Source organism: Rhizobium sp. LjRoot258, assembly GCF_964254185.1.
GTDB lineage: Bacteria > Pseudomonadota > Alphaproteobacteria > Rhizobiales > Rhizobiaceae > Rhizobium.
In genome coordinates this window covers 1,132,048-1,150,131 of the sequence record NZ_CAXUST020000001.1, presented here as the reverse complement: position 1 = coordinate 1,150,131, position 18,084 = coordinate 1,132,048, and the positions used below count along the sequence as shown (strand labels likewise).

The window sequence follows — 18,084 nt, the reverse complement described above, 5'->3', positions numbered from 1 at the left end:
TCAGACCAACTCGACGTCAACGACACCGGGTGCTGCGCGAAGCGCCGCGGCAATCTCGGGCGTGATGCGATACTTCTGCGGGAGCTCGACCTCCACCTCGCGCTTACCCTCCTCCTTGATCACGATGAAGGAGACCAAGCCATCGCCCTTGGCATTCAGGTGCGCCGCGACCGCGCGCAGCGGCCCGGAATCGCGCACGTAGACGCGCAGGGCCTTCTGCATCTGCAGCGATTTCTCTTCCAGCGACTGTATGGTCTGCAGCCGAAGGCCGACGCCTTCCGGCCGCTCCTCCCCCGTCGCCGTGATCACGAAGGACTTTCCGGACTCCAGTACGTCACGGTATTGGTTCAGCATCTCGGAAAACAACACCGCTTCGAACTGACCCGATGAATCCGAAAACACGATGATGCCCATCTTGTTGCCGGTCCTCGTCTTGCGCTCCTGCTTGGAAATGACCGTCCCTGCAAGGCGGCCGTTGCTCGCTCCCTGCTTCACTGCCGCCGAAAACTCGGCGAAGGTCTGCACGCGCATCTTCTGCAGAATGTTCTGGTAGCTATCGAGCGGATGCGCGGTCAAATAGAAGCCAAGGACCTGGAACTCCTTGAGCAGCTTCTCGGAGGCCAGCCACGGCGAAAACGGCGGCAGCGAGATTTTCTCTGGGCCTGACGAAAGAGCGCTGCCGAAGATATCCGACTGGCCGCTCAGCTTGTTTTCCTGTGCACGCTGGGCATAACCCATGATGCGATCGAGACCGCCTGCCAGTTGCGCGCGATCGAGCCCGAAGCAATCGAAGGCACCGGCGAAGATCAGGCTTTCCAGCACGCGACGGTTCACCTGGCGCGGGTCGATGCGCAGGCAGAAATCTTCAAGGCTTGCAAACGGCGTGTCGCCGCGGACCTCCACGATATGATCGACAGCCGATTCACCGACACCCTTCAACGCTGCCAGCGCATAGTAGATCCTGTTGTCGCCAGTCTCGAAATGACGGAACGAGGTCTGCACCGAGGGCGGGATCACCTCGATCTCGAGGCGCTTTGCGTCCTGGCGGAAGTCGTTGACCTTTTCGGTGTTCGACATATCGAGCGTCATCGACGCGGCAAGGAACTCGACCGGATAATGCGCCTTCATATAGGCAGTCTGATAGGAGACGATCGCATAGGCGGCGGCGTGCGACTTGTTGAAGCCGTAGTTGGCGAACTTGGCGAGTAGTTCGAAGATGTTGTCAGCCTGCGGCTTCGACACGCCGTTCTTCACGGCGCCATCGACGAAGCGCTCGCGCTGCTGGTCCATCTCCGCCTTGATCTTCTTACCCATGGCGCGGCGCAGAAGGTCGGCTTCGCCGAGCGAGTAGCCGGACAGGACCTGGGCGATCTGCATCACCTGCTCCTGGTAGACGATAACCCCTTGCGTCTCCTTCAGCAGATAGTCGATCGTCGGATGGATCGACTCGACTTCTTCCTCGCCGTGTTTGCGGGCGTTGTATGTCGGGATGTTCTCCATCGGACCCGGGCGATAAAGTGCCACGAGCGCGATGATATCCTCGATGCAGTCCGGCTTCATGCCAATGAGTGCCTTGCGCATGCCCGCACTTTCCACCTGGAACACGCCGACCGTTTCGCCCCGCGAGAGCATCTCGTAGGTCTTCTTGTCGTCGAGCGGTATCGAGGACAGGTCGACATTGATGCCGCGCTTGGCGACGAAATCGACCGCTACCTTCAGCACCGTCAGCGTCTTCAACCCGAGGAAGTCGAACTTGACGAGGCCGGCCTGCTCGACCCACTTCATGTTGAACTGGGTGACCGGCATGTCGGAGCGCGGATCGCGATACATCGGCACCAGCTTCGACAGCGGGCGGTCGCCGATGACGATACCGGCGGCGTGGGTGGAGGCGTGGCGGTATAGGCCCTCGATCTTCTGGGCAATGTCGAGCAGGCGCGCGACGACAGGCTCCTTGCCAGCCTCTTCCTGCAGCTTCGGCTCTTCCTCGATCGCCTTCGACAGCGGCGTCGGGTTGGCCGGGTTGTTGGGAACCAGCTTGCAGATCTTATCGACCTGTCCGTACGGCATTTCCAGCACACGGCCGACATCTCGCAATGCGGCGCGAGCCTGCAGCGAACCGAAGGTGATGATCTGCGCGACCTGCTCGCGGCCGTATTTGCGCTGGACGTAGCGGATCACCTCTTCGCGGCGATCCTGGCAGAAGTCGATGTCGAAGTCGGGCATCGAGACGCGTTCCGGGTTGAGGAAGCGTTCGAAGAGCAGCGAGAAACGCAGCGGATCGACGTCGGTGATCGTCAGGGCATAGGCGACCAGCGACCCAGCACCCGAACCACGGCCCGGGCCGACGGGAATATCATGCTGCTTTGCCCATTTGATGAAATCAGCAACGATCAGGAAGTAGCCAGGGAACTTCATGCGTTCGATAACGCTGAGCTCGAACTCCAGCCGTTCGCGGTATTCCTTCTCCTCGTAACCAGGCGACATGCCGAGCGTGGCGAGGCGATTGTCCAGCCCCTCCTCCGCCTGCCGGCGCAATTCGAGCGCCTCCTCGCGTTCCGCTTCCTCGGGATCTGACGTGGCGCCCGTGAAGCGCGGCAGGATCGGCTTGCGCGTCTTGAGGATGAACGAGCAGCGGCGGGCTATCTCGATGGTGCTTTCCAGCGCTTCCGGCAGATCCGCAAACAGCTTCGCCATTTCGGCGCGGCTCTTCAGGTAGTGATCCGGCGTCAGGCGGAACCGCGTGTCGTCAGAGACGATGGCATTGTGGGCCACCGCCATCAGAGCGTCGTGCGCATCGTAGTCGTCACGGGTCGGGAAGAACGCTTCGTTGGTGGCGACCAGCGGCAGATCGTGCTCATAGGCCAGGCCAACGACCTTCTGTTCATGGCGTTTGTCATAGGTGCCGTGACGCTGCAGTTCGACATAGAGACGGTCGCTGAAATGGCGCTTCAGCAGCAGAAGGCGTGCTTCCGCCTGCGCTGCGTGCCCGTCTTTCAGCGCCATATCGATCGGCCCCGTCAAGGCACCTGTCAAAGCGATCAGGCCATCCGCTCCGATCTCATCGAGCCAGGAGGCACGAATGTGGATCGACTGACCGTTGCCCTCGCCGCCGAGATAGGCCCGACTGACGAGATCCACCAGTCGCTCGTATCCCGCGTCGGTGGCAGCCAGCAGCACCAAGGACGGGAGCTTGACGAGCGCCTGCTGTCCGCCGCGCCGCTCCGTCTCAAGGCCGTCTTCCATGTCGATCGAGACTTGGCAGCCGATGATCGGCTGCAGACCTTCATCCATTGCCTTCTGTGAGAATTCGAGGGCGACAAACAGATTGTTGGTGTCGGTGATCGCGATCGCCGGCTGGCTGTCGCCCGATGCCTTGTAGAGGATCTTCTTAAGCGGCAGCGCGCCCTCGAGCAGCGAATAGGCCGAGTGGACTCGAAGGTGAACAAAGCCCGGCGTACCGCCGATGAAACCGCTCGCCGCGTCTTTCTCCGCACCCGCCATGACATGCTTTCCGATCACCTGAATCAATCGGGTGTATTCTCAGCATTGAGGGGCCGATGTCCAGAGAAGGGAGTGCGTTTGGACCGCATGGCAGCCATGCGGTCCCCGGAATTCTTAGATTGCCATGCAGATCAGCGAAAAGCTGGCAACGAACATTGCGATGGAGGTGAATGCTGCGATATCACGGATCATGTCAGTCATTTGGCTCTCCTGTTCTCTTATGTTTTTAGTTTGTTCTGCTATTGTTCTATTGTCAACAGGATTCTTTTCCGCTCTGCTGGCCGCATGGCGATGGGAGAAAAGCATGTTTAAGTTTGTATTAATTGCTGGATTGGCTCTATCCACGGCGTTTACCGCCCGAGCCGAGCAGATTGATCCTGCACGCATCGTCGACGCGGCGACGGGCGATTGGGATGGCGACGGGCGGGTGGATCTTGCAATGTTGGTTGCTCCAGCAGACAGCACCAGCGACGATCAAATCGGCATCTACATCTATCTTCGCGACAGCGACCACGAACTGCTGCGACTTTCGCTGAGCGCGCCAAACAAGATTTGGGGCGGCACCAGTGCTGATGGGGTCTTCGGCCAGGAGCCGTCGTTGAAAGCCGTCGGCAAGTCCTCGATCGCGATACACTCGCAGAACAGCGCCATCGGCCGCGATCGCTGGGACCAAACACTGACGGTCGCCTATCGCAACAAGCAGTTCGTTGTGGCCGGTTACACTTACAATCACTACGACACGATCGACCCCAACGCCGGCAGCTCCTGCGACTACAACGCCTTGGCTGGCAAGTTGCAGAAGAATGGCAAGGACGTCAAAACCGAGCCCCGTGTCATCCCGATCGCCAAGTGGAACGACGACACAGGGCAATCGATCTGCGGGCAATAGCGTCCGTTCTTATTTTGTTCTTTACAATTGGCAACGTTGTTGAGACGCTGCCGAGCGGGAGGCAGGCCATGAATATTGCCGCATTGAACAGTTTTATCGTCGAGGCGAAGGCCAACACCTATGTCGGCGGCGGAATTCCTTCGCCGGCCTGCCGGACGGGATCGCACGACATCGGCTATCAGCGCGGCGGGTGGCGCTATCTCGACAGCTATTTCGGCGGAACCGATTTCGCCGGGCAGGAAGTGGTCTGGCTGAATGGCGAGCCGATCTGGGCGATGAACTACTTCGGACGCATCGTCGAGCATGCGCTGATTGATGGAGAACGGGCGGGAACCGTCATCAAGGCTGCGCTGTCAAAAATGTATGCCGAATACCGACGCTTTCTCGGCGGCATGGAATTCGAGCATGCCTTCGGTTTCTATGCCGATCAAAGCACGGGCGACTGCAGTCATTTCAGCGGCCGCGAAGTGATCGTCGTGAACGAGCGCAGGGCCTACGAATTGGACTACCGTGGCGGTCTCATCCACCGCTGATCAGAAATCCACGACCTTGCCGTCAGCGATGGTGACGCGCCGGTCCATGCGGGCGGCGAGTTCGTGATTGTGGGTCGCGATCAGCGCCGCCAGGCCAGATTGGCGCACCAGTGCTTCCAACGCGTCAAAGACATAGCTTGCGGTTTCAGGATCGAGGTTGCCTGTGGGCTCATCCGCCAGAAGCAGGCTCGGCGCATTGGCGACGGCGCGGGCAATCGCCACGCGCTGCTGTTCGCCACCGGAAAGCTCACCGGGGCGATGCGCGCCACGATGGCCGATCCGCATGTAGTCGAGCAACTGGCCCGCCCGCTCCTTTGCTTCCTTGCGCGGCAGGCCGGCGATCATCTGCGGCATCATGATGTTCTCGATCGCGGAGAATTCCGGCAGCAGATGATGAAACTGGTAGACGAAGCCGATTTCGTTGCGACGGATCGTGGTGCGCTTGTCGTCCGGCAAGCCGTCGCAGGCATGGCCATTAATCGTCACCTCGCCGCCATCGGGATGCTCAAGCAGGCCGGCAACATGCAGCAGCGTCGATTTTCCCGTGCCTGATGGCGCGACGAGGGCTACGATTTCACCGCTGTTCAACGTAAAATCCGCACCCTTGAGGATCGAGAGCAGCGTCTCGCCCTGGCCGTAGTGGCGCTCGACGCCGGAAAGCTTGAGAACGGTATTCCGTTTCATGAACAGGGCATTCCTTATTCGTAGCGCAGGGCCTGCACGGGATCGAGCTTGGAGGCTCGCCATGCCGGGAAGATCGTCGCGATGAAGGACAGCGTCAGGGCCATGATCACGACCGACAGCGTTTCGCTGAAGCTCATTTCGGCAGGCAGCTGGCTGAGGAAATAAAGCTGCGGATCAAACAGCACCGTGCCGGAAACCCACGAGAAAAACTCGCGGATCTTCTCGATGTTGACGCAGACGAGAACGCCGAGCAAGACACCGGCCAACGTGCCGACGACACCGATGGCGGCGCCCGTCATGAAGAAGATGCGCATGATCGCGCCGGAACTCGCGCCCATCGTGCGCAGGATGGCGATATCGCTGCCCTTGTCCTTCACCAGCATGATGAGGCCGGAAATGATGTTGAGCGCAGCAACGAGCACGATGAGCGTCAGGATCATGAACATGACATTGCGTTCGACCTGCAGGGCCGAGAAGAAGGTCTGGTTGCGTTGGCGCCAATCGGAAATCGCGATCTGACGACCGGCCGCGGCCTCAACCTTCGGCCGCATAGTGTCAATGTCGTCGGGATTGTCGACGAAGAGCTCGATGGATTGAACCAGTCCCTCGGCATTGAAATAAAGCTGCGCCTCCTCGAGCGGCATGTAGATGATCGTCGCGTCGTATTCGGACATACCGATCTCGAAAGTGCCCGAGACCTTGTAGGACTTCACGCGCGGATTGACGCCCATCGGCGTAATGTCACCTTCCGGAGACATCAAGGTGATCGTGTCCCCCGCCTGGAGTCCGAGCTGTTCGGCCATGCGCGAGCCGACCAGCACGCCTTGTCCGGCAGCAAAGCCCACCAGATCACCGGACTTGATGTTGCCGGAGACGGTTTTCACCTTGTCCAAATCTTCCGGTCGGATACCACGCACCAGCGCACCTGTGCCGGCTCCGCTTGGCCCGGCAGCGAGCGTCTGGCCCTCCACCAGCGGCAGTGCCATTTTAATGCCTGGCACGCCAGCAAGCCTATCGGTCAACGCCGGATAGTCGGTGAACGGCGTATCGACCGGTTGCACGATCATGTGACCGTTGATGCCAAGAATGCGGGAGATCAGCTCCGTGCGGAATCCGTTCATCACCGCCATGACGATGATGAGTGTAGCAACGCCAAGCATGATGCCGATGAAGGAAAAGCCGGCGATCACCGAAATAAACGCCTCCTTGCGGCGGGCGCGCAGATAGCGCCACGCCACAAGCCGTTCGAAGGCGGAAAATGGCCGGCTGGCCGGCGCCGAGCCGGATTTAGAACCCTGCTGGCTCACCGCTACATCTGCCATCCTGCCTCCGCCTTCTCAGCCCAAGAGCTTGTTGATCGCCGCGTCAATGGTCATCGTTTCGCGGGCGCCCGTCTTGCGGTCCTTCACTTCGACTTCGCCGCTCGCGACCGCGCGCGGGCCGGCGACGATCTGCAGTGGAACGCCGATCAGGTCGGCGGTCGCGAATTTCGTCCCGGCACGGTCGTCCGTATCGTCATAGAGAACGTCCTTGCCGGCGTTCGAGAGTGCAGCATAGATCTTCTCGCAGGCAGCATCGCACGCCGCATCACCGGCCTTCATGTTGATCACGATAGCATCGAACGGCGCCACGGACGCCGGCCAGATGATTCCGTTCTCGTCATGCGATGCTTCGATGATGGCGGGAACAAGGCGGGTTGGGCCGATCCCGTAGGAACCCATGTGGACAGTATGCTCCTTGCCATCCGGACCCTGCACCTTTGCGCCCATCGCGTCCGAATACTTTGTGCCGAAGTAGAAGATATGGCCCACTTCAATGCCGCGCGCGGAGAGGCGGTCCCCTTCGGGAACCGCGTTGAACGCAGCTTCGTCGTGCATCTCCGATGTCGCGGCATAAAGCGATGTCCACTTGTCGAAGACCGCCTTCAGACCTTCGACGCTGTCAAAGTCGGTATCTTCAGCAGGGATATCGAAATTCACGAAGTCCTTGTGGCAGAACACTTCGGATTCGCCGGTGTCGGCCAGGATGATGAACTCGTGGCTGAGATTACCGCCAATCGGACCCGTATCGGCGCGCATCGGGATGGCGCGCAGGCCGAGGCGGTTGAAGGTGCGCAGATAGGCGGCGAACATCTTGTTGTAGGAGTGCTCTGCATCTTCGCGCGTCAGGTCGAAGGAATAGGCGTCCTTCATCACGAACTCGCGCGAGCGCATGGTGCCGAAGCGCGGACGGATCTCGTCGCGGAACTTCAGCTGGATGTGATAAAGGTTGAGCGGCAAGCTCCTGTAGGACTTCACGTAGGACCGGAAGATATCCGTGACCATTTCCTCATTCGTGGGGCCGTACAGCATCGGACGATCCTGACGATCCTTGATGCGCAGCATTTCCTTGCCGTAAGCGTCGTAGCGCCCGCTTTCCTGCCAGAGCTCGGCCGACTGCAGCGTCGGCATGGAGAGCTCGATCGCGCCGGTGCGGTTCTGCTCCTCGCGGATAATGTTGTTGACCTTGTCAAGCACACGCTTTCCAAGCGGCAACCAGGAATAGATACCCTGCGACTGCTGCCGGATCATGCCGGCACGCAACATCAACCGATGGGAGACGATTTCCGCCTCCTTGGGATTTTCCTTGAGGATGGGCATGAAATAGCGAGACAGGCGCATGGCGAATTCCAGAGCTGTTGAGACACCGCATGTCGCGGAATCGAAGGCGATCACAAATATTGGCAGCGTTCATAGCTGCTTCGCGAAAGGAAAGAAACCCGCGACGGGCTGAAGCGGCCTTCCGTTAAAGCAAGTTCGCACTTGCGAAGCAGACAAAGTAAGAAAAAGGCGGAATTATAATGGTTTGTACGAAATTCTTATCAACAGAAAAAATTTGCTGGAGTGTAGCAAAAATGCAAAAAACCTGATGACAAAGCCCATTCTTTGAGCTAGTTTTAGCCCACAAAACAGGCAGGGAGCTCAAATCCCTGTCGATTTCGCGGTCAAGTCTTGGGAGGATCAGATCTTAGGCGCGCTTGTCGCAGCCCCGGCAACGGATAAGGATCACGCGATACTTAAAACAAGGCTTTCAGCCTTGTTTTTTTTTGGCTTTTTTCTACCCATGTTCCACTTTACGACGCCCTTCACTACCGTAGCGTAAGGCCCTCATTCCGTTACGGCACCTCCATGCCGCAACTTCATGACATGTGTGTGACAGCCAAAATCCGCATTCGCCCAAAAACTGGGCAAACGCCCCTAGACGTTCGAGAATGAAGGGCCGATCTGCGGCAGGGCGTCGAAGCCCCACCCGAAGTAGTTCGAAGCAATGTACCACAACGCGTAGATGATGGCGGAGATGAGCGTCGTCATCGAGAAAACAAATACTGGCCGAAACCGGGTCGGCGCGCTGTGAACGGTTCCCAACACGATATCGTTGTCTTCCGCCTGCGTGCGCAGGCCGATCGGTAGGACGGCAAAGAGGGTAATCCACCACACGATAAAGTAGACGGCGAAGCCCTGTAGAAATGTCTGCAGCATCGAAATGGTCCCACTCGGCTCTTTGCGACTATCGCAATTGTCGTGCTTATAGGCCGGAATGTCCGTCAACTCAAAGCGGGTTTGAACCACTTGCTGACATTTGCCGGATTTGGGTCACTCTGCCGCAGGCTTGCTCAGACCTGCTCTAATTCGATGAGTGTCCCAAAGAAATCCTTCGGATGCAGGAATAGCACTGGCTTGCCATGCGCGCCAATCTTCGGCTGGCCGTTGCCGAGTACCCTTGCACCGCCCCGGATCAACTGATCGCGAGCAACGAGGATATCGCCGACTTCGTAGCAGATATGGTGCATTCCGCCGGATGGGCTCTTCTCCAGGAAAGCCGCGATCGGCGAGTCCGTTCCCAACGGCTGCAGGAGTTCAATTTTGGTATTCGGCAGCTCCACGAAGACGACGGTGACGCCGTGTTCCGGCAGAGCCTGCGGGGCCGAGACGGTTGCGCCGAGCGTGTCCCGATATGCAGCCGTTGCGGCCGCAAGGTCGGGAACAGCGATAGCAACGTGGTTGACCCGGCCGAGCATCGTCAGACCTTCGTAACGAAGACAGTGACCACGGGCTTCTTGCCCCAGGTCTGGTTGGCCGTTGCGCGAATGGCGCGGCGCACCGACTCCTGCAACAGGTCGAGATCCTTCCGGCGTGCCCGCGGTATGCTCTCGATGGCGCCAACAGCAGCATCATACAGCGTGTCTTCCATCTCGTCGCCCTCGTCGTCATAGACAGGCAGGCCGATCGCAACCAGATCCGGGTCGCCAACGATATCATAGCGGCTGTCGATCACGACGTTGACGGCGACGTGGCCGACGTAGGAGAGCTTCTTGCGCTCGCCGATGCCCATCTCGTCGAAATCGCCGATCAGCGAGCCGTCCTTGTAGATGCGGCCATGCGGCGCCTCGTCGATCACCTCGACCGGTCCCGGCGCCAGACGAAGAATGTCGCCGTTGCGCACGCGCGGCACGATCGAGATGCCGGATTGCTCCGCAAGTTCCTTGTGCGCCGTCAGGTGCGTCGCCTCACCGTGCACCGGCACGACGATCTTCGGCCGTGTCAGCTCGTACATCTTCTGCAGCTCGTTGCGGCGCGGATGTCCGGAAACGTGGACGAGGGCCTCGTTGTCGGTAATCACGTGGACGCCCTGCTCGATGAGGCCGTTCTTGATATCCTGGATCGCCTTCTCGTTTCCCGGAATGGCGCGGGAGGAGAATACGACGATATCGCCGGTGGCAAGCGCCACGTTGCGCATCTCATCGCGCGAGAGCTTGGCAAGGGCCGCACGCGGCTCGCCTTGACTTCCGGTGAGGATGACCACCACCTTGTCGCGCGGGATATAGCCGTACTCATCTTCCGAAATGAACGGCTTGATGCCCTCCATCAGGCCGATATCGCGAGAAACGTCGACCACGCGCTTGAGCGAACTGCCGAGGAGAAGTACTTCGCGGCCTTCAGCCTCCGCCGCCTCGGCTACCGTGCGGATACGGCCGACGTTCGATGAGAACGTCGTCACCGCAACGCGGCCTTCGGCGTTCTCGATAATCTTGCGCAAGCTCTCGGAGACGTCTTTCTCCGACGGCGAGACACCATCGCGAAGAGCATTCGTGGAATCGCACATCAACGCCAGAACGCCTTCGTCGCCAAGCTGGCGGAAACGGGTCTCGTCTGTCAGAGGACCGAGAGACGGCTCATGGTCGATCTTCCAGTCGCCGGTATGGATCACATTGCCGAGTGGTGTGCGGATCACCAGCGACATCGGCTCCGGAATGGAATGGTTTACGGCCACGCCCTCGACGCTGAAGGGTCCGGCATTGACGGTATCGCCCGCCGTAAACAGCGTCACCGGGATCTCACCGATTGCCGACTTCTCGAAATTGCGCTTCGCCTCGAGCAGGCCCGCGGTAAAGGCTGAGGCATAGACCGGCACGTTGAGGCCCGGCCAGAGATCGGCGAGCGCGCCGTAGTGGTCCTCATGCGCGTGAGTGATGAAGATCGCCTTCAGGCTCTTCCGTTCGCTGGCGAGATAGCGAATGTCGGGCAGCACAAGATCGACGCCCGGCAATTCGGGTCCGGGGAAGGTGACGCCGCAGTCGACCATGATCCACTGGCGATGGTCCGGCGGGCCGTAGCCATAAAGGGCGAGATTCATTCCGATCTCGCCAACGCCGCCCAACGGCAGAAATACCAGTTCGTCCTGCTTCGTCATATTATTCTTTTTTCCAATCAACCAAAGAAGACATCGCCGGCGGCAATCGTCATCATCCTGCCTGCGCCAGTATCGAGCATCAACAGGCCATTAACATCAATTCCGGCGAAGTGGCCGGAAATCGACCGGTCCGGCAGATTCACAGTTATCTTTTCGCCGATACCGCAGGCGACTTGGCGCCAGCGTTCGGTGATTTCGCGCACTCCGCGGCCGCGATCCCATGCATCGAGGACTTCGGCCATCGACGCGAAGAGATGCGCGAAAACCTCTTCAGGGGAAGCAGAGCTACCCTGCTCGCGTAGGCAAGTCACAGGGTAAAGCGGGTTGTCGGGCATGAACGCAACGTTGATGCCGATGCCGATGACGAGGGCGTGGCGCCCATCCGGCAAGGCTTCGCCCTCGACGAGAATGCCGCAGGTCTTCTTTCGCCCGATCAGGATATCGTTCGGCCATTTCACTTCCAGGCGCTCGGCCGTGTGCGGCAGCACCTGTCGCACGGCCTCATGTACCGCAACCGCAACTGCCAGCGGCAGTGAGCCCAGACGCTCCATAGGCGCCGGATCGATGAGGAGAAGCGAGGCGTAGAGATTGCCTCGTTCCGAAACCCAGGGGCGTCCTCGGCGGCCGCGGCCGCCGGTCTGCTTTTCCGCCGTCACCCAGACGAGGCCGCGGTCCCCTGCCCGGGCTCGGGCAAGGCATTCGCTATTGGTGGACGATGTCTCCGACAGAGCCTCGTGCCTGAAATCGTCGAGCGATATCCGGCGCCGTGCCTCAGAGTTCATCAAAAGAGCGTCGCAGCAGCAAGCTCGGCCGCGCCGCCGATCGGACCACCGATGAGGACATAGGCGAGAACGAAGAGACCGGAGACACCGAAGACCAGGCGCAGCGAACCGGACACGCGAGCAAATTCGTCGGTGGCTTCATCGAACCACATTAGCTTGATGACGCGGAGATAGTAGTACGCGCCGACGACCGATGCCAGAATGCCGATGATGGCGAGCGCATAGAGCTTTGCCTCAATTGCAGCGACAAACACGAAGTACTTCGCGAAGAAGCCTGCGAGCGGAGGAATACCGGCCAGCGAGAACATCAGGATGGTCAGCACCGTCGCCATGAACGGATTGGTGGTCGACAGGCCGGCCAGATCGTTGACCTCCTCGACAACCGTGCCGTCCTTGCGGCGCATCGACATGATGATCGCAAAGCTGCCGAGTGTCATGACCATGTAGATGACCATGTAGAGCATGACACCCGAGACGCCGGTCTGTGTGCCGGAGGCAAGACCAACCAGCGCATAGCCCATGTGGCCGATCGACGAATAGGCCATCAGGCGCTTGATGTTCCTCTGACCGATTGCAGCGAAGGAGCCGAGCAGCATGGAGGCGATCGAAATGAAGACTACGACCTGCTGCCAGTCGGCCAGAACCGGCTGGAAGGCGGTGATGACGATGCGGGTCATCATCGCCATCGCAGCAACCTTCGGGGCGCTTGCAAGGAAAGCCGTGACCGGGGTCGGCGCACCTTCGTAAACGTCCGGCGTCCACATATGGAACGGAACGGCCGAAATCTTGAAGGCGATACCGGCGAGGATGAAGACAAGGCCGAAAATGAGGCCGAGCGAACGCGCGCCGTCAACGGTCAATACCTGAGCAATCGCAGCGAACTGCGTGTGGCCGGTGAAGCCATAGACCAGCGACATGCCGTAAAGCAGCATGCCCGAGGAGAGCGCGCCGAGCACGAAGTACTTCAGGCCGGCTTCCGTGGACTTGACGCTGTCGCGATTGATCGCAGCAACGACGTAGATTGCGAGCGACTGCAGTTCGAGGCCGAGATAAAGCGAGATAAGGTCGTTGGCCGAAATCATCAGCAGAATGCCGAGCGTGCAGAGCACAAGCAGAACCGGAAACTCGAACTTGTCGAGCTGGTTTTCCCTGGCAAGGCCGAGCGACATGAAGAGCGCCACGATCGAACCGACCAGCGCCGTGATCTTCATGAAGCGACCGAAGCCGTCCGACAGGAAGACGCCACCGTATGCAACACCTTCACTCGGAACGAAGATCAGCCAGGAAGCGGCGGCCGCCAGCACGATCAGCGCGAGAATGCTGACCATGCGGCCGGAGCGTTCTCCCGAGAAGACGCCGACCATCAACAACACCAAGGCGCCGACCGCGAGGATCAACTCCGGGATGGAAAGATGCAGGCTTGCGAGAATTGTTTCAGAGGTCATGTCCCAAAAGTCCCGTCATCATTTCATCGACAGCGCAACGTCGTGCGCTGCCTGGACTGCGGCCGTATAGCTATGGATCAGCTGGTCAACCGATGCAGCGGTCACATCGAAGACCGGAGCCGGATAGACGCCGAAGAAGATGGTCAGTGCGATCAGCGGGTAGAGGATCAGCTGTTCGCGCCGGGAAAGGTCGAGCAGCACCTTGAGCTTTTCCTTTTCCAGCGCGCCGAAGATGACCCTGCGATAGAGCCAGAGCGCATAGGCAGCGGAGAGGATAACGCCCGTTGCGGCGAAGAGCGCGACCCAGGTGTTGACACGGAAGACGCCAATCAGGGTCAGGAATTCGCCGATGAAGCCCGAGGTGCCCGGCAGGCCGACGTTTGCCATCGTGAAGACCATCATCGCAACGGCGTATTTCGGCATGTTGTTGACCAGACCGCCATAGGCCGCAATCTCTCGCGTGTGGGTTCGGTCGTAGATGACGCCGACGCAAAGGAAGAGAGCGCCCGAGACGATGCCGTGCGACAGCATCTGGAAGATCGAGCCCTGCAGACCCTGCGCGTTGGCAGCAAAGATACCCATCGTCACGTAACCCATGTGGGCAACGGACGAGTAGGCGATCAGTTTCTTCATATCGTCCTGCATCAGCGCCACCAGCGAGGTGTAGATGATGGCGATGACAGACAGCGCGAAGACGAGCGGTGCGAAGAACTCGGAGGCAACCGGGAACATGCCGAGCGAAAAGCGGATCAGGCCGTAGCCGCCGAGCTTCAAAAGCACGCCGGCCAGGATGACCGAGCCGGCCGTCGGCGCCTGAACGTGCGCGTCTGGAAGCCAGGTGTGAACCGGCCACATCGGCATCTTCACCGCGAAGGACGCGAAGAAGGCAAGCCAGAGCCAGGTCTGCATCTGCGGCGGGAACTGGTAGGCGAGCAGTGCCTGAATATCGGTCGTGCCGGCCTGCCAGTACATCGCCATAATGGCGAGCAGCATCAGAACGGAGCCGAGCAGCGTATAGAGGAAGAACTTGTAGCTGGCGTAGACGCGATCCTTGCCGCCCCAGACACCGATGATGAGGAACATCGGAATGAGGCCTGCTTCGAAGAAGACGTAGAAGAGGACGATATCAAGCGAAACGAAGACGCCGACCATCATCACTTCCAGGATCAGGAAAGCGATCATGTAGTCCTTCAGGCGCTTCTCGATCGACAGCCAGCTCGCCAGCACGCAGAAAGGCATGAGGAAGGTCGTCAGGATCACGAACAGCATCGAGATCCCGTCAATGCCGAGATGATAGCTGATGCCGGTGCCCAGCCAGCCATGCTTCTCGATCATCTGGAAGCCCGGGTTCGCATTGTCGAAACCGATCCAGAGGAAGAGCGAAAGGACGAACGTCACGACCGTGGTAATCAACGAGATGTTGAGCACGTTGCGGCGGCCACTCGGACCGTTTTCGTTCATCAGCAGGAGGAGCACCACGCCGACGAGCGGCAGGAAGGTGACCGTTGAAAGAATAGGCCAATCGGTCATCAGAAGGAACTCCCGAGCATCATCCAGGTAACAAGCGCCGCAACGCCGATCAGCATGGCGAACGCGTAATGATAGAGGTAACCCGTCTGCAAGCGCACGACGCGGTTGGTGACATCGACGACGCGGGCAGCGATGCCGTTCGGGCCGTAGGTGTCGATGACGCCGACGTCACCCTTTTGCCACAAGAAGCGGCCCAGCGCCTTTGCCGAGCGTACGAACAGGAAGTCGTAAAGTTCGTCGAAATACCACTTGTTGAGCAGGAACTGGTACAGAACCCGATGTTGCTGCGCGAGGATGCGCGGCGTCGACGGCGACTTGATGTACATGTACCAGGCCGTGACGAAGCCAACGAGCATCGCAATGAAGGGGCTGAGGCCGACCCACGCGGGAACGTGGTGAAACTGCTCAAGCAGCTCGTTTTCCTTGGAGGTAAAGAGCGCGCCCTTCCAGAACTCGGCATACTCCTCGCCATAGAAGCGGCCTTCGAACAGCACGCCGGCCAGAACCGCACCGGCAGCGAGAAGATAGAGCGGAACCAGCATGACTTGCGGCGATTCATGGACGTGGTGCATGACTTCGTGCGAGGCGCGCGGCTGTCCGAAGAAGGTCAGAAACGCCAGGCGCCAGGAATAGAAACTGGTGAACAGAGCTGCAATGACCAGGAGCGTGAAGGCGAAGCCCGCGACCGGCGAATGCGAAGCGTAAGCCGCTTCGATGATAACGTCCTTCGAGAAGAAGCCGGCAAAGCCGAACGGCGTGAACGGAATGCCGACGCCGGTCAGTGCCAGCGTGCCAATCGTCATCATCCAGAAGGTGACGGGGATGTGTGTCCGCAGGCCACCCATGTAACGCATGTCCTGCTCACCATCGACGGCGTGGATGACCGAGCCGGCACCGAGGAACAGCAGAGCCTTGAAGAAGGCGTGCGTGAAGAGGTGGAAGATTGCAGCGCCATAAGCACCGACGCCGAGAGCGACGAACATGTAGCCGAGCTGCGAGCAGGTCGAATAAGCGATGACGCGCTTGATGTCGTTCTGAACGAGGCCGACAGTTGCGGCGAAGAAGGCCGTGATGGCACCGATCGTCGTTACGAAGACAAGCGCATCTGGCGAAAGCTCAAACAACGGCGACATGCGGGCAACCAGGAAAACGCCTGCGGTAACCATGGTCGCGGCATGGATGAGTGCCGACACCGGCGTCGGGCCTTCCATGGCATCAGGCAGCCAGGTGTGCAGCAGGAATTGTGCCGACTTACCCATTGCGCCCATGAAGAGCAGAAGGCAGGCGCCGGTCAGCGCGTGTGCCTTGTCGAGGTGCATGCCGAAGAGGTTGAGAACGATTTCGCCGCCCGCGCCGCCGGCTTCGGCCGGAGCAAAGCTCGCTGCGTTCGCAAAGATGGTGTCGAGGCTGATCGAGCCGAAGAGTACGAACAGGCTGGAAATACCGAGGATGAAGCCGAAGTCGCCAACGCGGTTGACGATGAAGGCCTTGATTGCGGCGGCGTTTGCCGATGGCTTCTTGAACCAGAATCCGATGAGCAGATACGAGGCCAGACCAACGCCTTCCCAGCCGAAGAACATCTGGGCCAGATTGTCGGCGGTCACCAGCATCAGCATGGCGAAGGTGAAGAGCGAGAGGTAGGCGAAGAAGCGCGGGCGATGCGGATCATGATGCATGTATCCGATCGAATAGACGTGCACCAGCGTCGAGACCGTGTTGACGACGATCAGCATGACAGAGGTGAGCGTGTCGACGCGCAGCGACCAGGAAACGTCAATGCCGCCGGACTGGATCCAGCGCAGGACTTCAACCTTGATCGGGCCGCCTTCATGGTGACCCATGCCGACGGTGATGAAGACATACCATGACAGCACCGCGGCGATGATCATCAGGCCGCAGGTAACGTATTCCGATGCCTTGGCGCCGATCGCGCGGCCGAAGAGGCCGGCGATGATCGCGCCAATCAGGGGAAGAAAGACGATAGCTTTATATAAAAACATGAGCCCTCAGCCCTTCATCATATTGACGTCTTCGACGCCGATCGAGCCGCGGTTGCGGTAGAAGACGACGAGAATTGCAAGACCGATTGCCGCTTCAGCTGCAGCGACGGTCAGAATGAACAGTGCAAAAACCTGGCCGACGATGTCATTCAGGAACGACGAGAAGGCGACCATGTTGATATTGACCGCGAGCAGGATGAGCTCGATCGACATCAGGATGACGATGATGTTCTTCCGGTTCAGGAAGATGCCGAAGACGCCGAGCGTGAAGAGGATGGCGCTGACCGTCAGGTAATGGGAAAGTCCGATGACCATTGTGTTTGTTCCTTAAGCTCGCGCCTGCATCAAACGCCCTGCCCCGGCTTGACCTTGACCACCTCAACGGCGGTCGCCGGATTGCGGGCAACCTGTCGGGCAATGTTCTGCCGCTTGATGTGCGTGCGATGCTTGAGCGTCAGCACGATCGCACCGATCATAGCGACGAGCAGCACGAGACCAGCGATCTGGAAGAAGTAGACGTAATTCGTATAGAGCACGTCGCCGAGTGCGGCGGTATTCGTCCGCTCGGTCAGAGCCGGGATCGGCATCGCGACCGTCTTGGCGATCTCCGGCGAAATGACCGTACCGCCGACGACAACAATGAGCTCAGCAGCCAGGATCAACCCGATTATCGCACCGATCGGCGCGTACTCGAGAACGCCGGCGCGCAGCTCCGTGAAGTCGATGTCAAGCATCATGACCACGAAGAGGAAGAGAACCGCCACGGCACCGACGTAAACGACGAGCAGGATCATCGCGAGGAATTCGGCGCCGAGCAGCAGGAAGAGGCCGGCCGCGTTGAAGAAAACCAGGATCAGGAAGAGAACCGAATGTACCGGATTCTTCGACCAAATGACCATGAACGCCGACGCTACCGCGACAAAGGCGAAAAGATAGAAAAATAGAGCCTGCAGACCCATGTTGGTGCCTTTTTCATCTTCCCCCGGGCAG

Annotated in this window: 15 protein-coding genes; 2 read left to right on the top strand and 13 right to left on the bottom strand. The window is 59.5% G+C overall.

What is annotated here, in order from left to right:
* On the bottom strand, positions 1-3,501 hold the full coding sequence (gene dnaE / locus ACSQ9D_RS05705) for a DNA polymerase III subunit alpha (RefSeq protein WP_436283770.1): 3,501 nt from the start codon (positions 3,499-3,501) through the stop codon (positions 1-3).
* Between the two features lie 304 nt (positions 3,502-3,805).
* On the opposite strand from dnaE, the gene ACSQ9D_RS05700 reads away from it, so the two are divergent.
* Both ACSQ9D_RS05700 and ACSQ9D_RS05695 read left to right on the top strand, forming a co-directional pair.
* Positions 3,806-4,390, top strand: coding sequence for a hypothetical protein (locus ACSQ9D_RS05700; protein WP_436283769.1), 585 nt, complete (start codon positions 3,806-3,808; stop codon positions 4,388-4,390).
* A gap of 68 nt (positions 4,391-4,458) precedes the next feature.
* On the top strand, positions 4,459-4,923 hold the full coding sequence (locus ACSQ9D_RS05695) for a DUF5680 domain-containing protein (RefSeq protein ID WP_436281459.1): 465 nt from the start codon (positions 4,459-4,461) through the stop codon (positions 4,921-4,923).
* Here the strand turns inward: ACSQ9D_RS05695 and ACSQ9D_RS05690 are convergent, their stop codons facing one another.
* The 12 genes from ACSQ9D_RS05690 to ACSQ9D_RS05635 form a co-directional block, all read right to left on the bottom strand.
* Positions 4,924-5,607, bottom strand: coding sequence for an ABC transporter ATP-binding protein (locus tag ACSQ9D_RS05690; protein ID WP_037117467.1), 684 nt, complete (start codon positions 5,605-5,607; stop codon positions 4,924-4,926).
* 14 nt (positions 5,608-5,621) lie between these two features.
* Positions 5,622-6,929 (bottom strand): lipoprotein-releasing ABC transporter permease subunit, encoded by a 1,308-nt coding sequence (locus ACSQ9D_RS05685; protein ID WP_436281458.1) that lies wholly within the window; start codon positions 6,927-6,929, stop codon positions 5,622-5,624.
* A gap of 15 nt (positions 6,930-6,944) precedes the next feature.
* The gene (gene proS / locus ACSQ9D_RS05680) at positions 6,945-8,267 is read right to left on the bottom strand and encodes a proline--tRNA ligase (RefSeq protein WP_436281457.1); all 1,323 of its coding nucleotides are present in this window, start codon (positions 8,265-8,267) and stop codon (positions 6,945-6,947) included.
* Between the two features lie 576 nt (positions 8,268-8,843).
* Positions 8,844-9,125, bottom strand: coding sequence for a DUF1467 family protein (locus ACSQ9D_RS05675; RefSeq protein ID WP_037117908.1), 282 nt, complete (start codon positions 9,123-9,125; stop codon positions 8,844-8,846).
* A gap of 134 nt (positions 9,126-9,259) precedes the next feature.
* The gene (mce, locus tag ACSQ9D_RS05670; RefSeq protein WP_024314710.1) at positions 9,260-9,664 is read right to left on the bottom strand and encodes a methylmalonyl-CoA epimerase; all 405 of its coding nucleotides are present in this window, start codon (positions 9,662-9,664) and stop codon (positions 9,260-9,262) included.
* Positions 9,665-9,666: 2 nt separating this feature from the next.
* Complete coding sequence (locus ACSQ9D_RS05665) at positions 9,667-11,337, bottom strand: ribonuclease J (RefSeq protein ID WP_436281456.1); 1,671 nt, start codon at positions 11,335-11,337, stop codon at positions 9,667-9,669.
* Positions 11,338-11,354: 17 nt separating this feature from the next.
* The gene (locus ACSQ9D_RS05660; RefSeq protein WP_037117462.1) at positions 11,355-12,119 is read right to left on the bottom strand and encodes a biotin--[acetyl-CoA-carboxylase] ligase; all 765 of its coding nucleotides are present in this window, start codon (positions 12,117-12,119) and stop codon (positions 11,355-11,357) included.
* The gene (gene nuoN, locus ACSQ9D_RS05655; protein WP_047521812.1) at positions 12,119-13,564 is read right to left on the bottom strand and encodes an NADH-quinone oxidoreductase subunit NuoN; all 1,446 of its coding nucleotides are present in this window, start codon (positions 13,562-13,564) and stop codon (positions 12,119-12,121) included. The genes ACSQ9D_RS05660 and nuoN overlap by 1 nt, the downstream gene beginning before the upstream one ends.
* Before the next feature lie 18 nt (positions 13,565-13,582).
* Positions 13,583-15,094, bottom strand: a complete 1,512-nt coding sequence (locus tag ACSQ9D_RS05650) for an NADH-quinone oxidoreductase subunit M (protein ID WP_436281455.1) — start codon at positions 15,092-15,094, stop codon at positions 13,583-13,585.
* Positions 15,094-17,094, bottom strand: a complete 2,001-nt coding sequence (nuoL, locus tag ACSQ9D_RS05645) for an NADH-quinone oxidoreductase subunit L (RefSeq protein ID WP_436281454.1) — start codon at positions 17,092-17,094, stop codon at positions 15,094-15,096. Before nuoL ends, ACSQ9D_RS05650 begins: the two co-directional genes overlap by 1 nt.
* Before the next feature lie 6 nt (positions 17,095-17,100).
* On the bottom strand, positions 17,101-17,409 hold the full coding sequence (gene nuoK, locus ACSQ9D_RS05640; RefSeq protein ID WP_007531803.1) for an NADH-quinone oxidoreductase subunit NuoK: 309 nt from the start codon (positions 17,407-17,409) through the stop codon (positions 17,101-17,103).
* Between the two features lie 29 nt (positions 17,410-17,438).
* Entirely contained in the window at positions 17,439-18,053 is a 615-nt protein-coding gene (locus ACSQ9D_RS05635; RefSeq protein ID WP_007789673.1) for an NADH-quinone oxidoreductase subunit J, read from the bottom strand.
* Positions 18,054-18,084: the final 31 nt, after the last annotated feature.